We start from the raw sequence: 21057 nt of genomic DNA, 5'->3' as shown, positions 1-21057 counted from the left end.
CGAGCGTTCCAGTAGCAGGCCCACTGTTCGCTCGACGCCGGCACCGTGGCTGATCAGCAGGTGGGCGAGGCGGTTGGCGCGGGCGTTCAGCTCGGCGTAGGTGAGCTGGGTGCCCTCGAAGGTGACCGCCACCGCCTTGGGGGTGCGTGTGGCCTGGGCCTGGAAGAGCTGGGGCAGGGTCGCGGTCGGCACCTCACGCGCGGTGTCGTTCCAGGTGGTGAGTACCTGCTGGCGCTCGGCCTCGTCGAGGACGTCGATCGCACCGATGGGCTGCTCTGGAACGGCGTTGGCGATCCACAGCAGCACTTCCCGAAACCGGCGCAGATTCCGCTCGTTCGCCTCGGCGTCGTACAGCGCAGGGTTGGCATCGAGGGCGACCTTCAGGCTGCCGTCGGGCGAGCGGTCGTAGACGCAGATGCTGAGGTCATTGGCCTGCGGGCCGGAGAGGGCATGGGCAAGGACCTCGCACTCGCCAAAACTGATGCCGTAGTCGAAGGAAATGATGTTGACGATCAGGCTGAACAGGCCGCCGCTGCCGACAAGCCTGAGGTCTCGGAGTATGTCCTCGTACCGGTACCGCTGGTGCCGCAGGGACTGGCGGACGGTCGCAGAAACCTGCTGGACCAGCTTTTCGACCGTCATCCCAGCCCGGACGGTCAGGCGGATGGGCAGGATGTTCGCGGTCATGCCCACGGCCCTGCGCTGCGCGCCCCCCATGCGTCCGTGCACCGGAAGGCCGAGAACGACGTTCTCGGCCCCAGTGAGGCGGTGCTGGTACGCGGCAGCGGCCGCGATCACCAGAACGGGGAAACTCGTCCGGAGGCGCCGAGCGGCGACCTTCAGGCTTGCGGCATCAGCCGGCTGCAACTCCTTCAGATGACGCAGCAGTTCATGCGGCGTGCCGCTCGCACGTCGGCCACTGAGGCTCACCGTCTCTGACGGCTCGGCGAACACCGCGCCCCAGAACTCGCGATCCTTGTCGAACACGTCCGACGACCGATAGGAGGACTCCGCGTCGAGCAGGGTGGAGAAGGGCTCCAGACGCCCCTCCTCGGGCGAGGCCCCGGCCAGTAGGGCCGTGTAGATCTCAGCGACCCGCGAGACCAGGAGAGCACCACTGTAAGCGTCACCGGCGATGTGATGCGTCTTCAGGTACCAGAAGACACGGTTGTGGCCTGCTCGGAAGACAGCATGTACGACAAGAGGGTCGTTACGGAGATCAACCGGCCGCTGCAGATCAGCCCACATCCAGCGTTCTGCCGCCGAACGCGGGTCCGGCTCTGCGCTGACGTCCAGACTCTCGACTGACCAGTCGTCGGAGACACAGATCTGCTGACGCAGTGTCTCATCGTCACCAGAGAAGTGTGTATGAAGCGACTCGGCCTCGTTGGTCGCGCGCCTGATCGCCTGTTCAAACAGGTCCGTATCCAGATCACCCTGGATCTCCAGGTACTCGCCGACGTTATAGATCGGGTTGGCTGGGTCGAGCTGCTGTGCTCGCCACATCCCCAGCTGTCCAGCCGTCAGTTCCCAGCGGTCACTTGCAGATCCGGACATTCCATTACCCCAGTAATCGACTCAGAATTGAACGCAGCAAAACGCTCTCGAAGGCGACGCTGTGACGCCAAATCAGGGGCGCGCCAGTTCCTGACTAAGCAGCAGATGCCCTAATGGCATCCGGATCCCGCGTCTCATCCCCGTGGCTGCAGGCGCCCCCATGATCAATCTGCCGAGAGTATAGCCGCCTCCTGCGGATGACGCCATTAAGATTCGAACGGTGCTAACTAACCTTAGCTACAGCCGAGTTGAGGTCAGGCATCGGAAGGTCGGCATCACTTCAGTCGGTGTCGCAAGTGTGTAGGTGGATCGAGCGGAAGCGGTCAGGCTGTGCGTCATGATCACAACACAGCAGAGTAGTTGGCCTAGCCTGTGGGAGGGGCCTATGCTCTATGCGGTCGAACGTGAGTGAACGAGCTGCTCTGCGCAGGGGGGTGGATGCAGGCTTACCGCCGACTAGCGTCGGTGCTGGTAGCTACCTGAAGAGCTGATGGAAAGTCAACCAACTGTTCGCCAAACCTCAGTGCTCCACGATGTGCTGCCGAGTGATCGGACCGCTGGCTTTGCTGATGCGATGTGAGGCGGGCCGCATCTCGACAGAGCTCGGTGCTAGGGCGGGATGGCATTAGTGAATCCCGGTGCGACTAGCGTGATGGCCAAATTTAGGGAGGTGGACCGTTAATTCTGTCGATCACTATTCGATCACTTGCGCTGGTTGTGACCTGCGCATGGGTGACGATGGACGGATTCTGTTGTGTCCGCACTGTCAGGACGAATCGCTTCTCCGTACGCAGTACCGGAGTAAAGAGTTTGCCGTTGCATCGGAAGCCGAGGGAATATTCAGATATCGCAACTGGCTTCCCGTCCGACGTAACGTGGTCGGATCGAGCAGGCCAGTCGTTTACCGCAGCCAGGGATTGGGCACGGAGCTCGGACTGCCGGATCTGTGGATATCCTTCAGTGGGTATTGGCCTGAGCGCGATTCGCACATGCTGTCGGGTACATTCAAGGAACTCGAAGCCTATACCGTCCTGGGGCGCATTCCACTGGGGGCCGGCGTGCTGGTTCTCGCGTCGGCAGGCAATACGGCGGCTGCCTTTGCCGTGGCTTGCCGGAACTTGGACTATCCGTGTCTGATGGTGGTTCCGGATCGCTCCCTCGCCGCCATCGGGTCAGTCGGATCGATTCCAGAGAACATTCGTGTGGTCGCCCTCGAGAACGGCACCTACGGCGAAGCGATGGCCTACAGCAGGAAGATCGTCGCCACCGGGCCCGAATTCCTCTCCGAAGGCGGTGTGCGAAATGTCGGTAGGCGTGACGGTCTCGCGGTGGTGGCCCTGACCGCCTACGAGGCGATGGGCAGCCTGCCTGACTTCTACTTCCAGGCCGTGGGCAGCGGCGCCGGCGCTATCGCCACCTACGAGGCGGCCCAGCGAATCGCTCGGTCCGGTGCAGCGGGCCACCGGATCCCCCGGCTGTTCCTGTGCCAGAATTCCGAGTTCGCACCCTTGTACGCCTCCTGGTGCACGGAGGAGAGCAGCGGGCAGCAGTCCGGCACATCGGTCGACGTGTATGCCCCGGAATTGGTCAACGATGCTCCGCCGTTCGCTCCCTCGGGCGGTGTCCGCGACATCCTGACGGCGAGTGCGGGCGGTGTTCTCGTCGCCGACCAGGAAGCCGCTGTGGCGGCAGCCGCGATGTTCGAGGCATTGGAAGGCATGGACATCGAACCGGCGGCGGCGGTCGCCGTCGCCTGTCTGCGCGATGCCGTGGCCGCAGGACGCGTTCCCGGCACGGCGCGGGTGCTCCTCAACATCACGGGCGGCGGGCGGAAGCGCAGGTACGAGAGAGCCGGCGTAGAGCCGTATCCCGCCGGGACCTGGTTCGTGAGTCGGGACAGCGCTCCGGAGGTTGTGGCAGCAAAGGCCTTGAGCTCACTCCGAGGCTGAGGCCGTCGACCTGCCGGGGTGATCACAGAAACAGACGGAAGGAATGCGCAAGAGTATGAACGGCGAGGCGTCAAGATACCCGCTGGTCCAGCTGTGCCTGGCGGATCTCCATGATTCGCTGAGTGCTCCGGTCAGCGAATCGATGAACTTTCTCAACGAAGTGGCACAGCGTTTCCCGGATGCCATCTCGCTGGCGGCCGGGCGTCCATATGAGGGCTACTTCGATCTGGATTACATTCACCGGTACCTCGATGCCTACCGGGCTCACCTGATGGCCAGGCTGGACGGTGACGAGGCGGCGGTGCGCCGAATGATCATGCAGTACGGGCGTACCAAGGGAATTATTCATGACCTTGTCGCCAAGCATCTCGCCGTGGACGAGGGCATCACCGTCGATCCGGAATCCATCGTCATCACGGTCGGCTGCCAGGAGGCGCTGTATCTGACGCTTCGAGTGCTGCGCGCGAGCGATCGCGATGTTCTGCTCGCGGTGACGCCGAGCTACGTGGGAATTCACGGAGCGGCTCAGCTCGTTGACCTGCCGCTGCTTCCGGTCAAGGAGTCGCCGGAGGGTATCGATCTCGATGACCTGGTGGCGGTTGTCGCCGGCGCCAAGGCCGACGGTCTTCGGCCTCGAGCTCTGTACGTCGTGCCTGACTTCGCCAACCCGACGGGCGCCAGGTTGAGTCGGGAATCACGGGAGCAGCTGCTCAGGATCGCCGCCGAAGAGGATTTCCTCATCCTGGAGGACAACCCGTACGGTTTGTTCGGCGACCCCGCCGGGCCGCCGACCATCAAGTCACTGGACGTCTCGGCGCGCGTGGTCTACCTGGGCTCGTTCGCCAAGACGGGTATTCCGGGCGCACGGGTCGGATACGCGATAGCGGATCAGGTGGTGACCGGCGGGTCCGGCGGTTCTCAGACGCTGGCCGACCAGCTCGCGAAGATCAAGAGCATGGTCACTGTGAACACCTCGCCGATCGCTCAGGCTGTTGTCGCGGGGAAGCTGCTGGAGAACGACTACAGTCTGCGTGCAGCCAACGCCCGTGAGATCGATACCTATCAGGGAAATCTCCGACAGGTGCTGGACGGCCTGGAGAAGCGCTTTGGTGGCGGGAGCTGCCCCGGCGTCTCCTGGAATACGCCTGCCGGTGGTTTCTTTGTACTTGTCACAGTTCCTTTCCTGGCTGATGACGAGCTGTTGGAGCGAAGCGCCCGGGATCATCATGTTCTGTGGACGCCGATTCACCACTTCTACGCGGACTCGGAACCGCGGAACGTCATGCGCTTGTCCTTCAGCCACCTCAGGCCGGAGGAGATCGAGGTAGGGCTCGATCGGCTTGAGGGGTTCATTAGGGAGACGGTCGGGAGCTGAAGCTCCTTCGTGTGCTCCGTCGCCGGATGTGCGAGTGGATGTGAGTTTGTGCTCATAACCCCCCCGATTCGTGGATGACTGAGTGATCATCACCCGGTAGGCTGGCGGCAGAAAGCATGATCAGTGGAGCCGCGCCATGAGTGACGTCTCGTCAAATATGCTGCGTCGGGAAGGAAGAAGGCACATTGGGTGTGGATAGTATATTGACAGATCGTTGGTTCCGGATGCTGAAGCGGCACCCCCATCCACGAGCCCGCCTGCTGTGCTTCCCCCATGCCGGAGGGGCGGCCAGTTTCTTCCAATCGTGGGCGGAACTGGTGCCCGATGGCGTGGAGCTCATCGCCGTTCGGTATCCAGGACGTGAAGACCGCCTGCTTGATCCGCCGGCCGGGACGATGGACCAACTCGCCGAACCCCTGGCACGTGCATGTTCTGCGCTCCTGGACACGCCCCTGGTGCTGTTCGGTCACAGCATGGGCGCGGCAGTCGCCTACGAGGTCGCGCTGCGCATGTCGGCCGATCCAGCCGCTACGCCGGCAGCCCTGTTCGTCTCCGGTCGCGGTGGGCCCGGGCACCAGGAGAGCACGACCGCTGCCGTCAGCGACGCCGAGCTGATCGAGGAGCTGGCCCTGCTGGGCGGCCCCGGTGCGCAGGCCTTCGAGATACCGGAGTTGCGCGACCTGGTCCTTCCGGGCATTCGTGCTGACTACCGCCTGCTGGAGAGCTACCAGGCCGCTTTGCCTGGTAGCCGCCTCAACATGCCCGTTGTCGCCTACTACGGGACGGGTGAGGAGGATCTGAGCGAGGTGTCGGTCGGAGCGTGGTCCGCAGTGACCCGCTCCTTCGCACTTCGTACCTTCGACGGTGGCCACTTCTACCTCGTGGACCAGGCGCCCGCACTGGTCGCGGATCTCTTCTCTCGGATCGGAGTCTGATGGCCTGGCCGAGAGTGTCGTTTCCCTTCCTAACTGTTGCTTGTACGTAGAAAGGAATGCACTGATGACGAACCCATTCGAGGACCCCGAGGCCAGCTACAAGGTTCTGGTCAATGAGGAGGGCCAGCACTCGCTGTGGCCGGTTTTCGTGGAGGTTCCTGGCGGCTGGACCGTCGTGTTCGGCGAGGCCGGCCGCACGGAGTGCCTCGAGTACATCGAGAAGTCATGGACCGACATGCGTCCGAAGAGCCTGATCGCGGCGATGGAAAACAGCTGATCAGCAAGGTGTCGGTATTGTGCTGAAGCTTGGTCGGTGGATGTACCCGCCGACCGGGCTTTGGCGCCATTCCCACTCCGGGGTGCACTGCTTCGAACGAGATTGCTTTGGGTGAGAACATCGTGAGCCAGTCTGAAATATTCATCGATCTTGGTATCGCTTACGTCGAGCTCTGTGTGGCGGACCTTGAGGCGGCGACTGCCGAATGGCGTGACCGCTTCGACTTCGCGGTAGTGGGGAGGCGGGAGGACGCCGCTGAGGGCTTCCGGAGCGTCGCGCTCCAACAGAGCGACATCATGCTGGTCCTCACTGAGGGCACGTCGGAGAAGCACCGCGCCGCGACGTACGTCCGCCGCCATGGCGACGGTGTTGCGGACATCGCCTTGCAGGTCGGTGACGTTGAAGCGGCCCTCGCCGAGGCAGTACGTCGGGGCGGCCGCGCGGTGGGCGCCCCGGTCCTGGACGAGAACGGTATGGCCTCCGCGACGATCGCGGGATTTGGCGACCTGGTGCACACCTTCGTGCGCAGTAGTGCCGCGGTTCCTGGCCTGCCGGCAGGCTTCGTCGTCGAGACGGCTCGCTGCGGCTCCGGAAGTTCCGCGACCCACGCTCCGGCGGATCTTCGGCAGATCGATCATTTCGCGGTCTGCGTGGACGCGGGCGAGCTCAATCGGACGGTGGACTTCTACCGGGATGTTCTGGATTTCCAGGAGATCTTCGAAGAGCGGATCGTCGTTGGCGCTCAGGCGATGAATTCCAAAGTCGTGCAGAGCGCTTCGATTGCGGTGACGTTCACGATCATCGAGCCCGATACCACGGCCGAACCGGGCCAGATCGATGCTTTTCTTGCCAGTCATGAAGGCGCAGGCATTCAGCACATCGCCTTCCTCAGTGACGACGCCGCAACCTCTGTTCGCAAACTCCGGGACCGTGGTGTCATGCTCCTCACCACGCCTGGTTCGTACTATGACATTCTCGGCGAGCGGATCAGCCCCAAGAACCATGGGCTGGACGTGCTCCGGGAGTTGAACCTCCTCGTCGATGAGGATCACGGCGGGCAGCTGTTCCAGATCTTCACCCGCTCCTCGCACCCGCGTCGCACGCTCTTCTTCGAGGTCATCGAACGGGTGGGGGCGGAGACGTTCGGCAGTGCGAACATCAAGGCACTGTACGAGGCTGTCGAGCTGGAGCGTGCTCAGCAGAGCGGCCAGTCGCAGTGACCGACTACTTCTCCCTGCGGGATCTGGAACTCGCTGCCTCGGCGACGTTGCCCAAGGACGTCTGGGACTTCGTCGCCGGAGGAAGTGGCAGCGAGCTCACGCTCGAGGCGAACCGGACGGCCCTGGACCGGATCCGCCTGGTGCCCCGCGTCCTGCGCGACGTCTCCGGGTGTTCCACGGCAGCGGCGCTGCTCGGGCGGGACGCTGGCATGCCGCTGGCCGTGGCACCGGTGGCCTACCACAGACTCCTCCATCCCGAGGGGGAGTTGGCAGTGGCCCGTGCGGCGCGGCGTGTGGGTGTCCCCTTCACGGTCGGCATGCTGAGCAGCTTCCCACTTGAGCGGATCGTCGCCGAGGGGGCTCGAACCTGGTTCCAGCTGTACTGGCTTCGTGATGAGACCAAGCTCTTCGAGCTGGTCGCCAGGGCGGAGGAGGCCGGCTGCGAAGCCCTGATGCTCACCGTTGACGTCCCGTGGATGGCACGCCGACTGCGCGACATCCGTAACCAGTTCAGCCTCCCGGAGGATGTCACAGCCGCGAACCTCTCCGCCGGTGCCTCGTCACAGGCCCACGAGTGGCGCGCGGGGACATCCGCAGTGGCGGCCCACACCAGTGCGGCCATGACGGCGGCACTGACCTGGGAATCCGTCGAGAAGCTCCGCGCCAGGACCACGCTGCCGCTGATCCTGAAGGGCGTTCTCGATCCTCGTGACGCCCGTCGCGCCGCAGACAGCGGTGTCGATGTCCTGGTGGTCTCCAATCATGGAGGGCGACAGCTGGACGGCGCCGTCCCCTCGATCGAGATGCTTTCCGCGGTGCGCGAGGCGGTGGCAGGAGATTGCGAAGTCCTCTTTGACAGCGGGGTGCGCAGCGGGACCGATGTCCTCAGGGCGCTGGCTCTGGGAGCCACGGGGGTGCTGGTCGGCCGTGCGGTGATGTGGGGACTGGCGGTAGGCGGCGAGCAGGGAGTGGACACCGTCTTCCGCCTGCTCGCCGACGAGTTCCGTGACGCCCTGGGCTTGGCCGGCTGCGCGTCGGTCTGCGACGCGGCTCGACTCCGCACCGTCAGCTGATGCTCCAGCAGGACTTCGACGTTCTGCTCGTTCAGAGGGCTGAGCGGTGCGTACGGTCGGCTGGTGCCCCGGAGTTCAATCTTGGAGATCTGACCGGCCGTGAGATATCTCACAGGTGATCCGGGGTGTGCGGCCGACGGAGTCAGGCCGGGCCGCCTGAGTCCGTCCAGGTCGCAGCAAGCTTGTACAAGGTGGATCAATTCGGGCATTTGGTTCGGTCGATCACACTTTCGCGGCGAGCTGGATCGTTCCGGAGACGGCTTTCAAACCCCGGGGACCTCTGTCTCAGCGCACAGGATTCCCCACCAGACGCTCGGGTAGGGCAGACTGCTTGGGCTGGGCATAACCATGCCCAGTTCGGGGAACCAAGCGCGGCGGTAGCCGGTCGCCCGGAGCTCGTGCCCATGCGTCAGCTCCGTGCGCTGACCACAACTTCCGCACTCGCGCTGCGGTGAGCCCCGCAGCAGCACCTGCCCAGGAACCGAGCGACGGGGGTCCGATGACCACGCACACGGAGGGTGAGTCGTACGGGTCGTACGGCTCGCCCGAGTCGTACGGGGCGGCGCAGCCGCACCTGGCGGCACCGACGAAGGGTCAAGTGGATCCAGCTGCGCAGCAGCAGTCGCAGGTGTACGGGGAGCCGGAGAACCCGTACCAGCAGGGGCAGCCGTACGGACAGCAGCAGCCGGAGTACCCGCAGCAGTCGGGTCCGTATCAGCAGAACCCGTACCAGCTGCCCTACGAGCAGCAGCAGGCGTACGGACAGCCGGAGCGATGGGGACTGCCGCAGGGCTATGGGTCGGCGGACGGCTTCGGGCCGGTGCAGGGCTACGGCCAGACAGAGGGCTACAGCCAGGTGCCCGGGCAAGCCGGGCAGTCGGGCGCCGAGCAGCAGTACTACGAGGGGTACTACCGGACCGAGCCGGAGCCGTACGTGGTCTCCCAGCCGGACCTCCTGCCTGCGGACTACGGCATGCCGATGGCCTTCAACGACCCACCGACGATGTCACTTCGCACCATCTCCGCCCAGGACGTCTACCCGCCGCAGGCCCCCGCCCAACTGCCGCAGCAGCGGGGGTCCGGCGAGGCGCCGGCGAAGCCCGCCGGGGAGGACTCGGCCGGGCGCAATGGTTTGATCATGGCGATCGGCACGCTGGCGTCCCGGGCGCTGGGCTTCGTGCGCAGCGCAACGGTGGCTGCGGCCATTAGCGTCGGCGATGTGGCCGGCTCCTACAACATCGGCAACACGATCCCCACCGTCATCTTCGTGATGCTCATCGGTGGCGCGCTCAACTCGGTCTTCGTGCCCGAGCTGGTCAAGGTTGCCAAGACGCACAAGGACGGCGGCGTCGCCTACACGGACCGTCTGCTCACCCTGTGCGGGGTGGCCCTGGTGGCGCTGACCCTGGTGGCGGTGTTCGCCGCCCCCTGGATCGTCAGCGTGTACGCACCGAGCTACACCGGGGCGCAGCGCGACCTGACGGTCACCTTTGCTCGTTACTGCCTGCCCGAGATCCTCTTCTACGGCATTTTCACCCTGCTGGGGCAGGTGCTCAACGCGCGCGGCAAGTTCGGCGCGATGATGTGGACCCCGGTGCTGAACAACGTGGTGGTCATCGCGGTCTTCGGGCTCTACATCGTTATGGGTGGCCACGCCAAGGCAGCTGGTGACGTGACCTCGGGCCAAGCGATGCTCCTGGGCGTCGGCACCACGCTGGGCGTGGTGGTTCAGGCGCTGGGCATGCTGCCCTCGCTGCGGGCGGCGCAGTACCGATTCCGGCCCCGGTTCGACTGGCGCGGCGCGGGCCTGGGCCAGCCGCTACGGGCCGCGAGCTGGGCGCTGCTGCTGATGATCGCCACCCAGGTGGCCTTCACCGAGCTCACCGCGCTGACCACCGCCGCCGACGCGCTCGGCGCTAAGGTCCACCTGGACGGGGTCGGCAACGCTGCCTACTCCAACGCCTACCAGCTGTTCGTGGTGCCGCAGGGCGTGATCACCGTCTCGCTGGTGACTGCGGTCCTGCCCCGGATGTCGCGGTCCGCGACCGAGGGCAACCTGACCAAGATCGGCGAGGACCTGGCCGGTGTCCTGCGCACCTCGGCCGCGATGATCGTCCCGGCGACTGTGCTGTTCGGTGCCTTCGCCAGCCAGGTCTCCGGCCTCGCCTACGGGTACGGCGCCGCCGCGAAGAACGGGATGGGTCTCACCGTCATCTCCGAGACGCTGCTGGCGTTCGCGATCGGCATCCCGTTCCTCTGCGCCCAGTACACGCTGGCCCGCGGCTTCTACGCGATGGGCGACGCGCGGACGCCGTTCTGGCTGACCGTGGTCTCCTCCGGCACCAACGTGCTGCTTTCCTACCTGGCCTACCTGCTGCTGAGTCCGCGCTGGATCGTGGTGGGCATGGCGAGTGCGCAGACCGTGGCCGGTGTGATCAGCATGGTGATCACAGGGCGGGCGCTGGCCCGCCGGCTGCGCTCGCTGCCCGCCGCTCCGGAGGACCCCAGGGCCCGCGCCGGGGTGCTGCACGCCGCACTGAGCGCGCCGATGCGCAGCGGCCTGGACGGGCGGCGGGTCTTCGGGCTGCACTTGGGGCTGCTGCTGGCCTGCCTGCCCGGGGCGCTAGTGGGGCACTTCGTGGCGAGCGGGATCAGCGGGATGTTCGGCACGGCCAGTGTCGTGACCATGTTCCTTGGTAACGCGATCGGGCTCGGCCTCGGGTCGTTCTTCGTGCTGCTCTCGCTCTTCGTACTGGCCAAGCCGGTCGGCGCCGCCTCGGTGGTTGCGCCGCTGGCCCGCAAGCTGCGGCTGCCCTTCCCGCAGGCGCCCGAGCCCGGCGGTCGGCGGCGGCGCTAGGAGGTGCTGAGCTTGGCGCCTATCGTCGGCGGGTTTAGTGTTCCTTGATCGACTCGGCGTGTTTGACCTCATGCCGACGTCGTGGTGCTTGGCCCGGTGCTTGTTCTTCGAGTTGGGAGGTCGTCCTGGGCCCGGCCGGGACGGCTTTCGGTGCCGTCGCCGGGCAGGCCGCCGCTGGCACGCGGATGTTGCGAAACCCGCGCCGTACTCGGGCGGGGGTGAGGCGGCGGGGTTCGGCCGCCGGTCGCTCCCAAGGGAGCTGTAGGTCGTCAGCGAGGGGTCGGGCGAGGCGGAGCTGAGTGTGGGCGGCGATGATCAGCCAGGTCCACAGGTCGGCGGTGTCCGCGTTGTGAAGTTCCCCCAAGGCCGGGTAGTTAGGGCTTGCAGATCATCAACTCGCAGTCTTGATCTCTGATGCGACGGGGATGCCTGCTGTGTTCGCGAGGGTGTAGAGGTCGTTTAGGTCGGCGAGTTGGAGGTCAGCGGGCTGAAGGGTGTGGCCTGCCTGTGTGAGCAGGCCACGGACGTCGCGGATGCGCCTGTTGACGGTTCCGGGGTGGACGTTGAACAGGGCAGCCACGGCGACCTGGGGCAGGCCGAGCAGGTAGTGGAGGACGGTGGCCAGGAGCCGGTCGGCGAGGGTGAGGATGGGGCGGCGTCCGGTGCGGCCGTCACCCTTGACGCGCGGCCGGTGGCCGCGCCGTTTGTCCAGGCGGCCTCGCGCTGCTCCTCATGGAGGGACGTGAGCGTGGTGATCAGGGCGTCCCACTCGAGCGCGGGCGTGCTGGGCCCCGACGGCGCGTTGATCAAGCCGGGCGTTCTCTAGTCCATGGCTCCACCGTGACCGTGGCGCCGGCTGCGCGCAGATCCTCGGCGTGCCGTCGCGCGGCGTGCTCCTCGATCCCTTCGAGGAGCAGAACCGGAGGCGGCTCGGTCACGGTCTGCTTCGCGCGCCACAGCCCGCTGTCCGTCATTGTGCGGAACGTCTTCGCGACCTCCAACGAGCGGGGCCAACGTCGAGGAGTACCACGTTGTGGGGGATGTCGTCGCAGACGAGCGTGAAGTACACGGTCATTTCGACACGGGCTGGTTGCAGCGTACGGAGCGGAAGACCGTCATCTGCTCGCCTCCGTGCGGGGCTGTGGCCGGAACTCGTGGACTACCTCGATGCGGCCGACGATGTGCCGGTTGAACTCGTGCAGTTCCTCGGCCGGCACCCATAGCTCGAGGATCGTGCGTCCGCCGGCCTGCTGGACCGGGTAGCGCGTGGCGAAGGCGGCGTCCTCGAACCTGGTGACGTAGCCGGCGCCGGAGGCGGGCACGTTCCAGTCCCGTGCGATGCGGATCGCGTAGTCCTCGTTCAGGACCGGGTAGAAGATCGGCTGCTCGGGCAGGCGAGGCGGCCAGGCCCGCCAGCCAGACGCCTCGACCAATGCCAGCTCCTGCGGGCCTGTGGGCCGCCACAGCGTCAGGGTCTTCGCCTGGGACATCGCCTGCTCTCCTCGATCACTTGGGTGGGAGCTCACCGTAACCGCGTCGGCGGACCGGCTGCGAATGGTTTCGGTTTCTCGCGATTGGACAGGCGCGCGCAGCGACTGCTCGCTTCGATATTCGCTCGCACTGCCCACCGCCGCCTCCTACGATCGGTGCATCAGCAGGCGTTGAGCGCTGGGACGCAAGCGGGGCTGTAACCCCTGCTCCCATAGGGATGCCGAGGTTCGATTCCTCGGCAACGCACTGGTTCGTAGCTCAGTTGGAAGAGCAGCCGTTTCCAAAGCGGCGTGCCGCAGGTTCGAGTCCTGCCGGACCAGCAAAATACAGGGCGTTTTCGCGGACCTCGCGAATTCGGCGACCGGCAGAGGAAAATCAGAGGATCCGGTCGAACCGCCCGGGCGAACGAGGCTACAATGAGGTTGTGATGAACATCACGGCCGATGTGGCTCTCGCGCACCGCTTCTCACGCGCCTCTCACGGATGGGGCGTCATGGGGCAGCATCAGGTGTCACGCGGAGCGGATGAGATGGGCCCTGACCTGCTTGATTCGGACTGGTGAACATCAGCTGGGGGTCAAGGGGTCGCAGGTTCAAATCCTGTCGTCCCGACGGTGAAGTCGCTTGTGAGGGCGGGTACTTGGGAAGCCAAGTACCCGCCCTCACTTGTTTTCGTGGTGCAGGTGGTCGCAGGATGGTCGCGTTCGGCGCTCTGGCCTGGAGGTTTGTGGGTGAGGTGAGTGCGAGGTGATCGCACTATCTGATTGTCTGTCAGATATTCTCGCGGGGGAGGTCTGCGTGGTTGAGGGCGTCGGCGAGGGCGGTGACGGCTTCGCGAGCGGCTTGGGGGAGCAGGTGACCGTAGATGTTGACGGTGGTGGCCAGGGTGGAGTGCCGCAGGGTCTTGGAGACGACGGCGAGTGGCACCTGGGAGCTGATCATGATGGTGGCGGCGGTGTGCCTGAGGTCGTGAAGACCGATCTTGGGTAGGCCGATCTCGGCCGAGCGCCGGCGCAGGGTGTGCAGGAGGCGCTCGGGGTTGATGGGTTTGCCGTCGGGGCGGGTGAAGACCATGCCCTGGAGGCGGGCCTGGTCGGGGTGGGCGCTGCGATGGCGGGCGGCTTGGCGGCGTAGCGCCGCGGTGACGCGGGGGGAGAGGCTAACCCAGTTGCGGCTGGCGCGGGTCTTGGGTGCTTGCAGGTGCAGGCGGGCGTTGTTCACCGATGCCAGGGTCCAGCGTACGAACAGGACGCGTTGCTGGAAGTGGATGTCGGGCCAGTGCAGGCCCAGGACTTCACCGCGGCGCATGCCGGTGCCGAGGATGACCTCGAAGATGTCGGCGTAGACGTCGTTGTAGGTCTCGGCGTTGTGGTGCAGGAAGGCGGAGGCCTGCTGTGGTGTCCAGCAGAGGCGCTCGGGTGCGGCGGGACGCTTCAGTGCGGCGTTGCGGGCGGGGTTATGGGCCAGCAGGTCGGCGCTGACGGCGGCGTTCATGGCGTTGGAGAGGATGGTGCAGCAGCGGTGGACCGTGGGGCGTCCGCGGCCGGCGGCCAGTTGCCGGCGGGACCAGGTGGTGACGTGGCGCTCGCGCAGGGCGATCAGCGGGAGTGGACCGAAGGCCGGTATGAGGTCGTGGTGGACGTGTTGGTGGTAGCCGGCGTAGGTGGTGGCTTTGAGGATCTCTCGCTTGGAGAGCAGCCACTCCGTCAGGTAGTCGGCGACGGTCAGGGCCTCGTCCACCGTGATGCCGGTGCGTTCGGCCAGCAGGAAGTTCTGCAGGGCGGTGAGGGCCGCGCTCTCGTCGGCGAAGCCGCCGCGGCGCCTGGTCGCACGCTTGCCGGAGGGCGAGGGCAGGTCCACGGCGTAGGTCCAGCTGCCGTGGTCGGGAAGGGCGTTCAGTTTTGGGCAACGGGCGCCGTACTGGAGGCGGTTGGCGTCACGGCAGCCGCAGCGCCGGTAGATGCGGCCGCGCGAAGGGTCGGTCAGATTCACGGGATTCGACTCCTTGTGTGATCGGGCTGGGCCCAGCTTCACGGCGGGGTGGCCTGGCGCGGCAGGGGGCGGATCATGGCGTCGGGGAGGCGAACCTGGCGACCATCTGGGCCCGTGAACTGGGGTGATCCCCTTGGAAAGCGCACAAGGGGAGTGTCAGGGACCATTCGGTGGTGATGATCGGAGGTGCGGAGAGTCGAATCCCGGGTGGCGAAGAAGTGAGGCTGATAAGCAGGAAGGCCGCGAATTGAGGCCCTATTGCGCTTTCATTATGCGTCGGATGAGTAACGCCCCGGACTAGCGATTGGAGTTGTCGAGCCTGCCGTGCGATCGGGTGGCCGCTGTCAGCGCACCGTCCCTGCCTGGATCCGGTTGGTCAGAACACCGACCAGCCGGTGAGGATGGTGAAGGTGTCGAGGGCGGTGATGCCGGCCACGAAGACTCATGGCCAGCGATCACGCCCACCACTGGTCAACTCGCAAAACCGCTGCTCATCCCCCGCACGCCGGTAACGACACCCTGCAGGGAAGCACACCGAAGGCTGAACGAAATCCAAGCAGTGCCATGGGCCGCCTGGTGACCGACCGCCGCCGCGGACGTCCGCCAGGTCAGTGCGAGTGATCGGAGGCACCGCCGCGGCGAGCCCACCGGAATCGTTCACCGCTCCCGGCGGACAGCGAGCAGGGCCGCGTCGTCCGTCAACCCGGAGCCGACGTAGGCCCGCACGTCCACGAGGAGATCGTCCAGCAAGGCCTCCGGCTCGTCGTGCGGCATCCCTGCCAGGCGCTGGGCGAGTGGGTAGAACCGGTCGGTCTCGTCCCGGGCCTCGGCCACGCCGTCGGTGTACAACAGCAGGAGGTCGCCGCGTTCGAAGGTGAGCAATCCAGCGCGGTAATCGCTGCCGACCAGGCCCAGCAGTGCCAGCGGTGGCGAGTCGATGGGCGGATCCACCACCGTGACCTCGCCGGCATGGCATAGCAGCGGCGGTGGGTGCCCGCAGTTGACCACGATCGCCGGCCCCGGATCATCGGGGATACCGACCAGTACGGCCGTGACGAACTCCTCGTCTACCGTACGACGGGCGAGCGCCGAGTCCAACCGCCTGGCGACCTCCGACAGGTCCGGCTCGGCCCGCGCGGCCTCCCGGAACACACCGAGTACGTCGGAGGCGGTCTCCACTGCGCCCAGGCCCTTGCCGCACACGTCACCCAGCAACAGGCGCACCCCGTACGGAGTACGCAGCACCTCGTACACATCCCCACCGATTCGTGCCTCGGCCTCCGCCGCCACGTACCGCACCGCGACCACCAACGGCCCCATCCGGCGAGGTACCAGGCGCAGCAGCGCCCGCTGCGCCGCCTCGGCGACCGTGCGAACCCTGACAAGTTCCCTGTCCTGGGTCGCCGCCACCATGACGTTGGCGCAACTGAAGAAGGTGATCGCGATCACCGTGGCCGCTGCAGTGATGTGGACGACAACGGGTACTCGGCTGTCGTAGAACGCCAGGCCGGCGACGATGACACTGGCGATTGCTCCGGCGACCAGCGGGACTACGGCCCGGCGGGTGCCCGTGCCCGCTAGCACCGGCACAGCCGCGAGAACCGGGGAGAACGTGACACCAGGCCCCGTCGCGATGTCGGCCAGCACGGCCATCACGACCAGCGCGTAGCCGCCGACCGTGAGTCTGCGCGACCATCTGGTAAGGAGCGGCCGTACACCCCGTGTTGCCTGGTTGACGGCATAAGACACCGGACTGTCCTTTCGGCTCGCTCGTTCCTACCAGCCGAGTACTTGCTCCCCCCTCTAGTGAAATCACCAGAGGCTCCCTGGCAACAGCACTTTCAAGGGCCCAAGGCCTGCAGGCAGACAGCGTCCTGCGCAGGGCCCGCCCATGGCGGCGGGCGATTGTGAGCGTGGCGGAAGCGACGGGTGGCACAGGAGACTGCACGGCCTGGCTAAGTGATTCGAGGACGGGGTCAGCGCGTTCCGACGGCCAGGACCCGCCCTGGATCGAAGGCATCTGGTGATGCCGTGGTCCTATGTCCCTGACACGGCGGGCGGCTCTGCGGCAGTGAGAGAGTCTCGACAAGAAGATCCGTGCCCTCGACGTGGGCGCGGACAGTTATCCTGCCGAACCCTTCCTGTCGTACGGGCCCCTCGCCATGCGCAGCCTGGCGGCTCGCCGCCGTGCGCGGTGGCACTGGGTAAGTAGCGGTGGCATTGGGTGAGTATGTGAACGGTTTGCATGCGATGACCATTGCCGGACCCGGCGGGTCTGGCCACCTCCCATCGAGTGTTGTGTTCCCGGGGCGCTACCAGCGCCGCTTACGTGCCGTCAACGTTGACCCCGGCCAAGGACCCGGCGCTTGCGGAGACGCTCGGCACGGAGGCGGCCCGCGCCTGCGGTTGACCGGCACCTCGCTGTGGCTCCTCGGTCCGGAGCACAGCGTCGGCGTACTCCACGAAGCGGTCCAGGCCGAGCTGGGAGAGCGTGGCCTTCGCATGGGGGGAGGCTGCCCGGATGCGCAGCACGGCGCCGCGTTCGCGCTGGACACGCATTGCGGTCACGATCACGGTTTGCCATGGCTGGGTCAGGTGCGTGAGGGATCCGAGGTCGAGTTCCAGTGACTCGCCCGCCGCTCGCGCGTCGGCGAGGGCAGTCAGGGCCCGGCCAAGGCGGGCGGTGTGGTCCCAGGTTGCCTCGCCGAGCAGGACAGCCACCGGCGGTCCGTGGCGGTCTGCGCGCAGGGCGGCTCCGCCTGCCCGCACCCAGCAGTGTGCGGAGAAGGGGCGGCAACTCCAGCCCGGGGCGTTGACGTCGGCTCGCATGCCCGTGTCTCCAACCTGGCGCATAGCGCCATACCCCCGGGCCCAGTACGGCTCGTGCGCGAAACTGAGCCCTGGGGGCCCTGTCCGGCCGCTATCACCATCTTTGCATACTGCAAAGCGCCGTGTCGGGTTGAGCCAGAGTGCGGGCTCTTGCGAGATGCCGCTCGTCGTACGGGCGGCGCAGTTCGATGTGGCCTGAATGCTGCAACTCGCGGTGGGCGGCTTCCGTGGTGGTGCCGTCGAGGCGGGCGTTGAGGGCGTCGCGGGCGTCGGCCTCAACGTGTCTCGGGATCCGGGCCCACCGAGCGCAGGTGGGCAGCCGCCGCGCCTGGCAAGGATGGAAGTGACTGGTTCGGTGCTCCTGGCACGCAGAGTCGATCCCGGCGTCCAGCTGGTTGATCTCGGGTCTCGTGTCCGAGGCTCAGCCGTGCCGATCCTCGGGATGTTAGTCGCCGAGTCGCAGAGTGATACCGGGCCCGCCAGCTCATCGCTGGACGGCGATTTGGAGGAGTTCTTCGAGTTCCCCCCAAGGCGCCGCTGGAGCTCGGCGATCTCGGTCCGGGTGGCCGCCGGCTCCGCCCGGATTGCCGCCAGCTCACTGCGCACGTGCTCGGGCCGGGGCGTGGATAAGCGGAGCGCAAGTTCGTCATTGCCAAAGCCTTCCAGGTCAGGGGCTACACCGCCGGCATGACCGGCGACGGCGTCGTCGTCTCCCGGCGTGGCGACGACGACCCTGGGGGCCGCTTCGCCGGTGGGGGTGCGGCACCCTGACTCCGTGGCTGTCGTCGGCGCGGCGATCCGGCGTTGCACGTCTCAGCAGTCGAGAGGATCTTGCACAGGGCAAAGAGTTTTATTGCATAATGCAAATATGATGAGTACGGCTGAGCCCTCCCCTTCCCTTCCGTCCCGTGCCGCGCCGCGCGTGCAGCGCGGTCTGCCCGGAGCCCTGACGGCGTTGCGTGAGACCAAGGGCGGGCTCCTGGCGCTGGCCCTGCTGGTCGGCGCGGGTGCCGGCGTCGGGGCGATCGCGTTCCGGTGGCTGATCAAGACGTTCACGCTGCTGCTGTCCGGGCATGCCGACTACTCGGCGGCCGGGCATGCCGCGAACCCCCACGTCCCCTTCCTCGGGCACTGGTTCGTGCTGCTGGCCCCGGTGGTGGCGGGGTTGCTGTACGGGCCGTTGGTGCAGCGCTTCGCGCGGGAGGCGCGTGGGCACGGGGTGCCGGAGGTGATGTACGCCGTCGCGCGCCGGGGCGGGCGGATCGCTCCGCAGGTGGCGGTCGTCAAGTCGCTGGCGTCCGCGCTGTGCATCGGGGGTGGCGGTTCGGTGGGCCGGGAGGGCCCGATCGTGCAGATCGGCTCGGCTCTCGGCTCGTCGCTGGGCCGGCTGATCAAGGTCGCCGAGGACCGGATGAGGGTCCTGGTCGCCTGTGGCGCGGCCGGCGGGATCGCCGCCACCTTCAACGCCCCGCTGGCCGGGGTGTTCTTCGCGATGGAGCTGATCCTGCGCGACTTCACCGCCGAGTCCTTCGGCATGGTGGTCCTCGCCTCCGTGGTCGCCTCCGTCATCGGCCGGGCGGCCTTCGGCAACACGCCCTTCCTCCAGCTGCCCGCCTTCGGCGTCCACCACGTCTCGCAGTACGCGCTCTTCGCGCTGCTCGGGGTGCTGGCCGGGGTGGTCGGGGTCGGCTTCACCCGGATCCTGTACTGGATCGAGGACGCCTGCGACTGGGCCTGGCGCGGCCCCGAGTGGGCCCGGCCCGCCGTCGGTGGGTTGCTGCTGGGTGGCCTGCTGCTCCTGCTGCCGCAGATGTACGGGGTCGGCTATCCGGTGCTGGAGAACGCCGTCAACGGCAAGTACGTGATCGGCTTCCTGCTGCTCCTGCTCATCGGCAAGATCGCCGCGACCAGCCTCACCATCGGCATCGGCGGCTCCGGCGGCGTGTTCGCCCCGTCCCTGTTCATGGGCGCCATGCTGGGCGCCGCTTTCGGTGCCACCGCACAGCACCTGGCCCCGGGGATCACCGGTCCGGTCGGCGCCTACGGCCTGATCGGCATGGGCGCGGTCTTCGCCGGCGCCGCCCGCGCCCCCATCACCGCCGTCATCATCCTGTTCGAACTCACTGGCGAGTACAGCATCATCCTGCCGATGATGACCGCCATCGTGCTCGCCACCGGCGTCAGTCGCGCCCTGTCGCACGACACGATCTACAGCCTCAAGCTGCGCCGGCGCGGCATCGACCTCGACGAGAAGCTCCCGGGTGCTCGTTTCGCCGGGATCACCGTCGAGAGCGTGATGGAGGCGCTGCCGACGGCTCTGGAGGAGACGATGCCGCTGGCGAAGGCTGCGGACGTGCTGGCCGCCTCCCCGCACGGCGTGCTGCCGATCCTCACCGCGCACGGTGACTACCTCGGCACCGCGACCGCCCGCGCGGCGGCCGAGATCCTCGCCGACGGCGCGCACGACGCCACCACGGTGGCGGCCATCACCCACCGGCCCGGTCTGGTGACCGCCGACACCGATCTCGCCGACGCGCTCGACGCCCTCGTCGGCGGGGAGGGCGCCGGTCTGCCGGTCCTCGACCCCTCCCACGCGCGCCTCGCCGGTTGGATCACCCACCAGTCCGTCCTCACCGCCCTGCACCGCCCCCGCACGACGGGGGAGGAGTCCGCCGAACTGTGACGGTGGGCGGCCGATGCCGGCCGCCCACCCCGCGGCACCGGGCGCCCCGGGTTCGGGCGGGCCGGGGGCCTCGCCGCGGCCGGGTCGCCGCGCGGGCGCACAGGGGACGCCCGCGCGGTGGCCGGCTCAGCCCGCGACGGCCGGGGCGTGCAGGTGGACCAGGCCGACGACGCCGAACTCCATGGTGAGTTGGATGAGTTGGCCGGGTGCCGGGTGTCCGCCGTGGAGGAGGACGTGCGGGCCCCGGCCGCCGAAGGCGGTGGTGCTGCCGGGGGACAGCAGGATTCCGGCGTCCGACAGCGAGCCGGTGGTGTCACCGGCGGCGTTCTGGAGGGTTGCCTGGCTCCCATCGGGGGTGGTGACCATGGCGAGGTGTTCGGGGACGCTGCCGCTGTTGCGGACGGTCATGGTCAGCTCGGCCGTTCCGTCGGGCGCCACGTGCACGGTCGCGACGCTGATCGCCAGGTCGACCCCGGAGGCCTGGGCGCTCAGCGAGCCGGGCATGGCGGGGGCCGGCGCCCCGGGGGCGCTGGGGGCCGCGGTCGGCGCGGGGGCGGTGGGCACGGGAGGGGTGGCCGGGGTCCCGGCGCAGGCGGTGGTCAGGGCCAGGAGTGCGGCCGAGACAGCTATCGGGCGGGCGAGGTGGGGCAGCGAACACGTCATCTTTGCATTATGCAAGAAATTCCGATGGTGCCGGACAGGTACACCACCGTGCACAACCGTGCGCCACGGAGTGATTCCGCTGCCTGCTCGCTGGCGCCGCGCCCTGCCTGTTGCCGCGCGCTACCAATGGGTGGTCCCGGTGCTCTGGTACCTGGTG

Annotated in this window: 16 protein-coding genes, 1 tRNA gene and 2 pseudogenes; 9 read left to right on the top strand and 10 right to left on the bottom strand. The window is 67.1% G+C overall.

The annotated features are described in order from the left end of the window. Positions 1–1557 (bottom strand): condensation domain-containing protein (locus tag ACIGXM_RS30000; RefSeq protein ID WP_396566327.1); only part of this gene is annotated, 1557 nt, incomplete at its 3' end. A 701-nt stretch (positions 1558–2258) separates the two neighbouring features. Here ACIGXM_RS30000 and ACIGXM_RS29995 point away from each other — a divergent pair. The 7 genes from ACIGXM_RS29995 (at position 2259) to murJ (ending at position 11243) form a co-directional block, all read left to right on the top strand. Then, on the top strand, positions 2259–3506 hold the full coding sequence (locus ACIGXM_RS29995) for a cysteate synthase (RefSeq protein ID WP_396566338.1): 1248 nt from the start codon (positions 2259–2261) through the stop codon (positions 3504–3506). 55 nt (positions 3507–3561) lie between these two features. Continuing rightward, the gene (locus ACIGXM_RS29990) at positions 3562–4881 is read left to right on the top strand and encodes a PLP-dependent aminotransferase family protein (protein ID WP_396566325.1); all 1320 of its coding nucleotides are present in this window, start codon (positions 3562–3564) and stop codon (positions 4879–4881) included. Positions 4882–5105: 224 nt separating this feature from the next. Continuing rightward, positions 5106–5816 (top strand): thioesterase II family protein, encoded by a 711-nt coding sequence (locus ACIGXM_RS29985; RefSeq protein ID WP_396566323.1) that lies wholly within the window; start codon positions 5106–5108, stop codon positions 5814–5816. A gap of 64 nt (positions 5817–5880) precedes the next feature. Further along, positions 5881–6093, top strand: coding sequence for an MbtH family protein (locus ACIGXM_RS29980; protein WP_396566321.1), 213 nt, complete (start codon positions 5881–5883; stop codon positions 6091–6093). A 107-nt stretch (positions 6094–6200) separates the two neighbouring features. Further along, positions 6201–7313: a 4-hydroxyphenylpyruvate dioxygenase gene (gene hppD, locus ACIGXM_RS29975; protein WP_396566319.1), complete on the top strand. Its 1113-nt coding sequence runs from the start codon at positions 6201–6203 to the stop codon at positions 7311–7313. Next, entirely contained in the window at positions 7310–8386 is a 1077-nt protein-coding gene (locus tag ACIGXM_RS29970; protein ID WP_396566317.1) for an alpha-hydroxy acid oxidase, read from the top strand. The genes hppD and ACIGXM_RS29970 overlap by 4 nt, the downstream gene beginning before the upstream one ends. A 499-nt stretch (positions 8387–8885) precedes the next feature. Continuing rightward, positions 8886–11243, top strand: coding sequence for a murein biosynthesis integral membrane protein MurJ (murJ, locus tag ACIGXM_RS29965; RefSeq protein ID WP_396566315.1), 2358 nt, complete (start codon positions 8886–8888; stop codon positions 11241–11243). A gap of 54 nt (positions 11244–11297) precedes the next feature. On the opposite strand, the pseudogene ACIGXM_RS29960 reads toward murJ, so the two are convergent. The 4 genes and pseudogenes from ACIGXM_RS29960 to ACIGXM_RS29945 form a co-directional block, all read right to left on the bottom strand. Next, a pseudogene (locus tag ACIGXM_RS29960) lies at positions 11298–11601 on the bottom strand (transposase); the annotation flags it as partial. A gap of 33 nt (positions 11602–11634) precedes the next feature. Next, positions 11635–11838 (bottom strand): hypothetical protein, encoded by a 204-nt coding sequence (locus ACIGXM_RS29955; RefSeq protein WP_396566336.1) that lies wholly within the window; start codon positions 11836–11838, stop codon positions 11635–11637. 211 nt (positions 11839–12049) lie between these two features. Then, the gene (locus ACIGXM_RS29950) at positions 12050–12244 is read right to left on the bottom strand and encodes a ribosomal protein L7/L12 (protein ID WP_396566314.1); all 195 of its coding nucleotides are present in this window, start codon (positions 12242–12244) and stop codon (positions 12050–12052) included. Positions 12245–12358: 114 nt separating this feature from the next. Then, positions 12359–12733, bottom strand: a complete 375-nt coding sequence (locus ACIGXM_RS29945) for a hypothetical protein (RefSeq protein ID WP_396566312.1) — start codon at positions 12731–12733, stop codon at positions 12359–12361. Positions 12734–12981: 248 nt separating this feature from the next. On the opposite strand from ACIGXM_RS29945, the gene ACIGXM_RS29940 reads away from it, so the two are divergent. Next, a tRNA-Trp gene (locus ACIGXM_RS29940) sits at positions 12982–13054 on the top strand. A 450-nt stretch (positions 13055–13504) separates the two neighbouring features. On the opposite strand, the gene ACIGXM_RS29935 is transcribed toward ACIGXM_RS29940, so the two are convergent. The 4 genes and pseudogenes from ACIGXM_RS29935 to ACIGXM_RS29920 all read right to left on the bottom strand — a co-directional run. After that, on the bottom strand, positions 13505–14725 hold the full coding sequence (locus ACIGXM_RS29935; RefSeq protein WP_396566310.1) for a tyrosine-type recombinase/integrase: 1221 nt from the start codon (positions 14723–14725) through the stop codon (positions 13505–13507). 657 nt (positions 14726–15382) lie between these two features. Continuing rightward, positions 15383–16378: a PP2C family protein-serine/threonine phosphatase gene (locus tag ACIGXM_RS29930; protein ID WP_396566308.1), complete on the bottom strand. Its 996-nt coding sequence runs from the start codon at positions 16376–16378 to the stop codon at positions 15383–15385. Positions 16379–17050: 672 nt separating this feature from the next. Continuing rightward, on the bottom strand, positions 17051–17446 hold the full coding sequence (locus ACIGXM_RS29925; protein ID WP_396566340.1) for a hypothetical protein: 396 nt from the start codon (positions 17444–17446) through the stop codon (positions 17051–17053). 600 nt (positions 17447–18046) lie between these two features. Next, a pseudogene (locus ACIGXM_RS29920) lies at positions 18047–18160 on the bottom strand (DUF6444 domain-containing protein); the annotation flags it as partial. 373 nt (positions 18161–18533) lie between these two features. On the opposite strand from ACIGXM_RS29920, the gene ACIGXM_RS29915 reads away from it, so the two are divergent. Beyond that, complete coding sequence (locus tag ACIGXM_RS29915) at positions 18534–20237, top strand: chloride channel protein (RefSeq protein ID WP_396566334.1); 1704 nt, start codon at positions 18534–18536, stop codon at positions 20235–20237. Between the two features lie 126 nt (positions 20238–20363). On the opposite strand, the gene ACIGXM_RS29910 is transcribed toward ACIGXM_RS29915, so the two are convergent. Next, a complete protein-coding gene (locus ACIGXM_RS29910; RefSeq protein WP_396566306.1) occupies positions 20364–20900 on the bottom strand; it encodes a hypothetical protein in 537 nt (178 codons plus the stop codon). Positions 20901–21057 lie beyond the last annotated feature (157 nt).

This window comes from Kitasatospora sp. NPDC052896 (assembly GCF_044547075.1).
Classification (GTDB): domain Bacteria; phylum Actinomycetota; class Actinomycetes; order Streptomycetales; family Streptomycetaceae; genus Kitasatospora.
The sequence above is the reverse complement of the archived record's forward strand: the minus strand, read 5'-3'. Positions and strand labels throughout refer to the sequence as shown.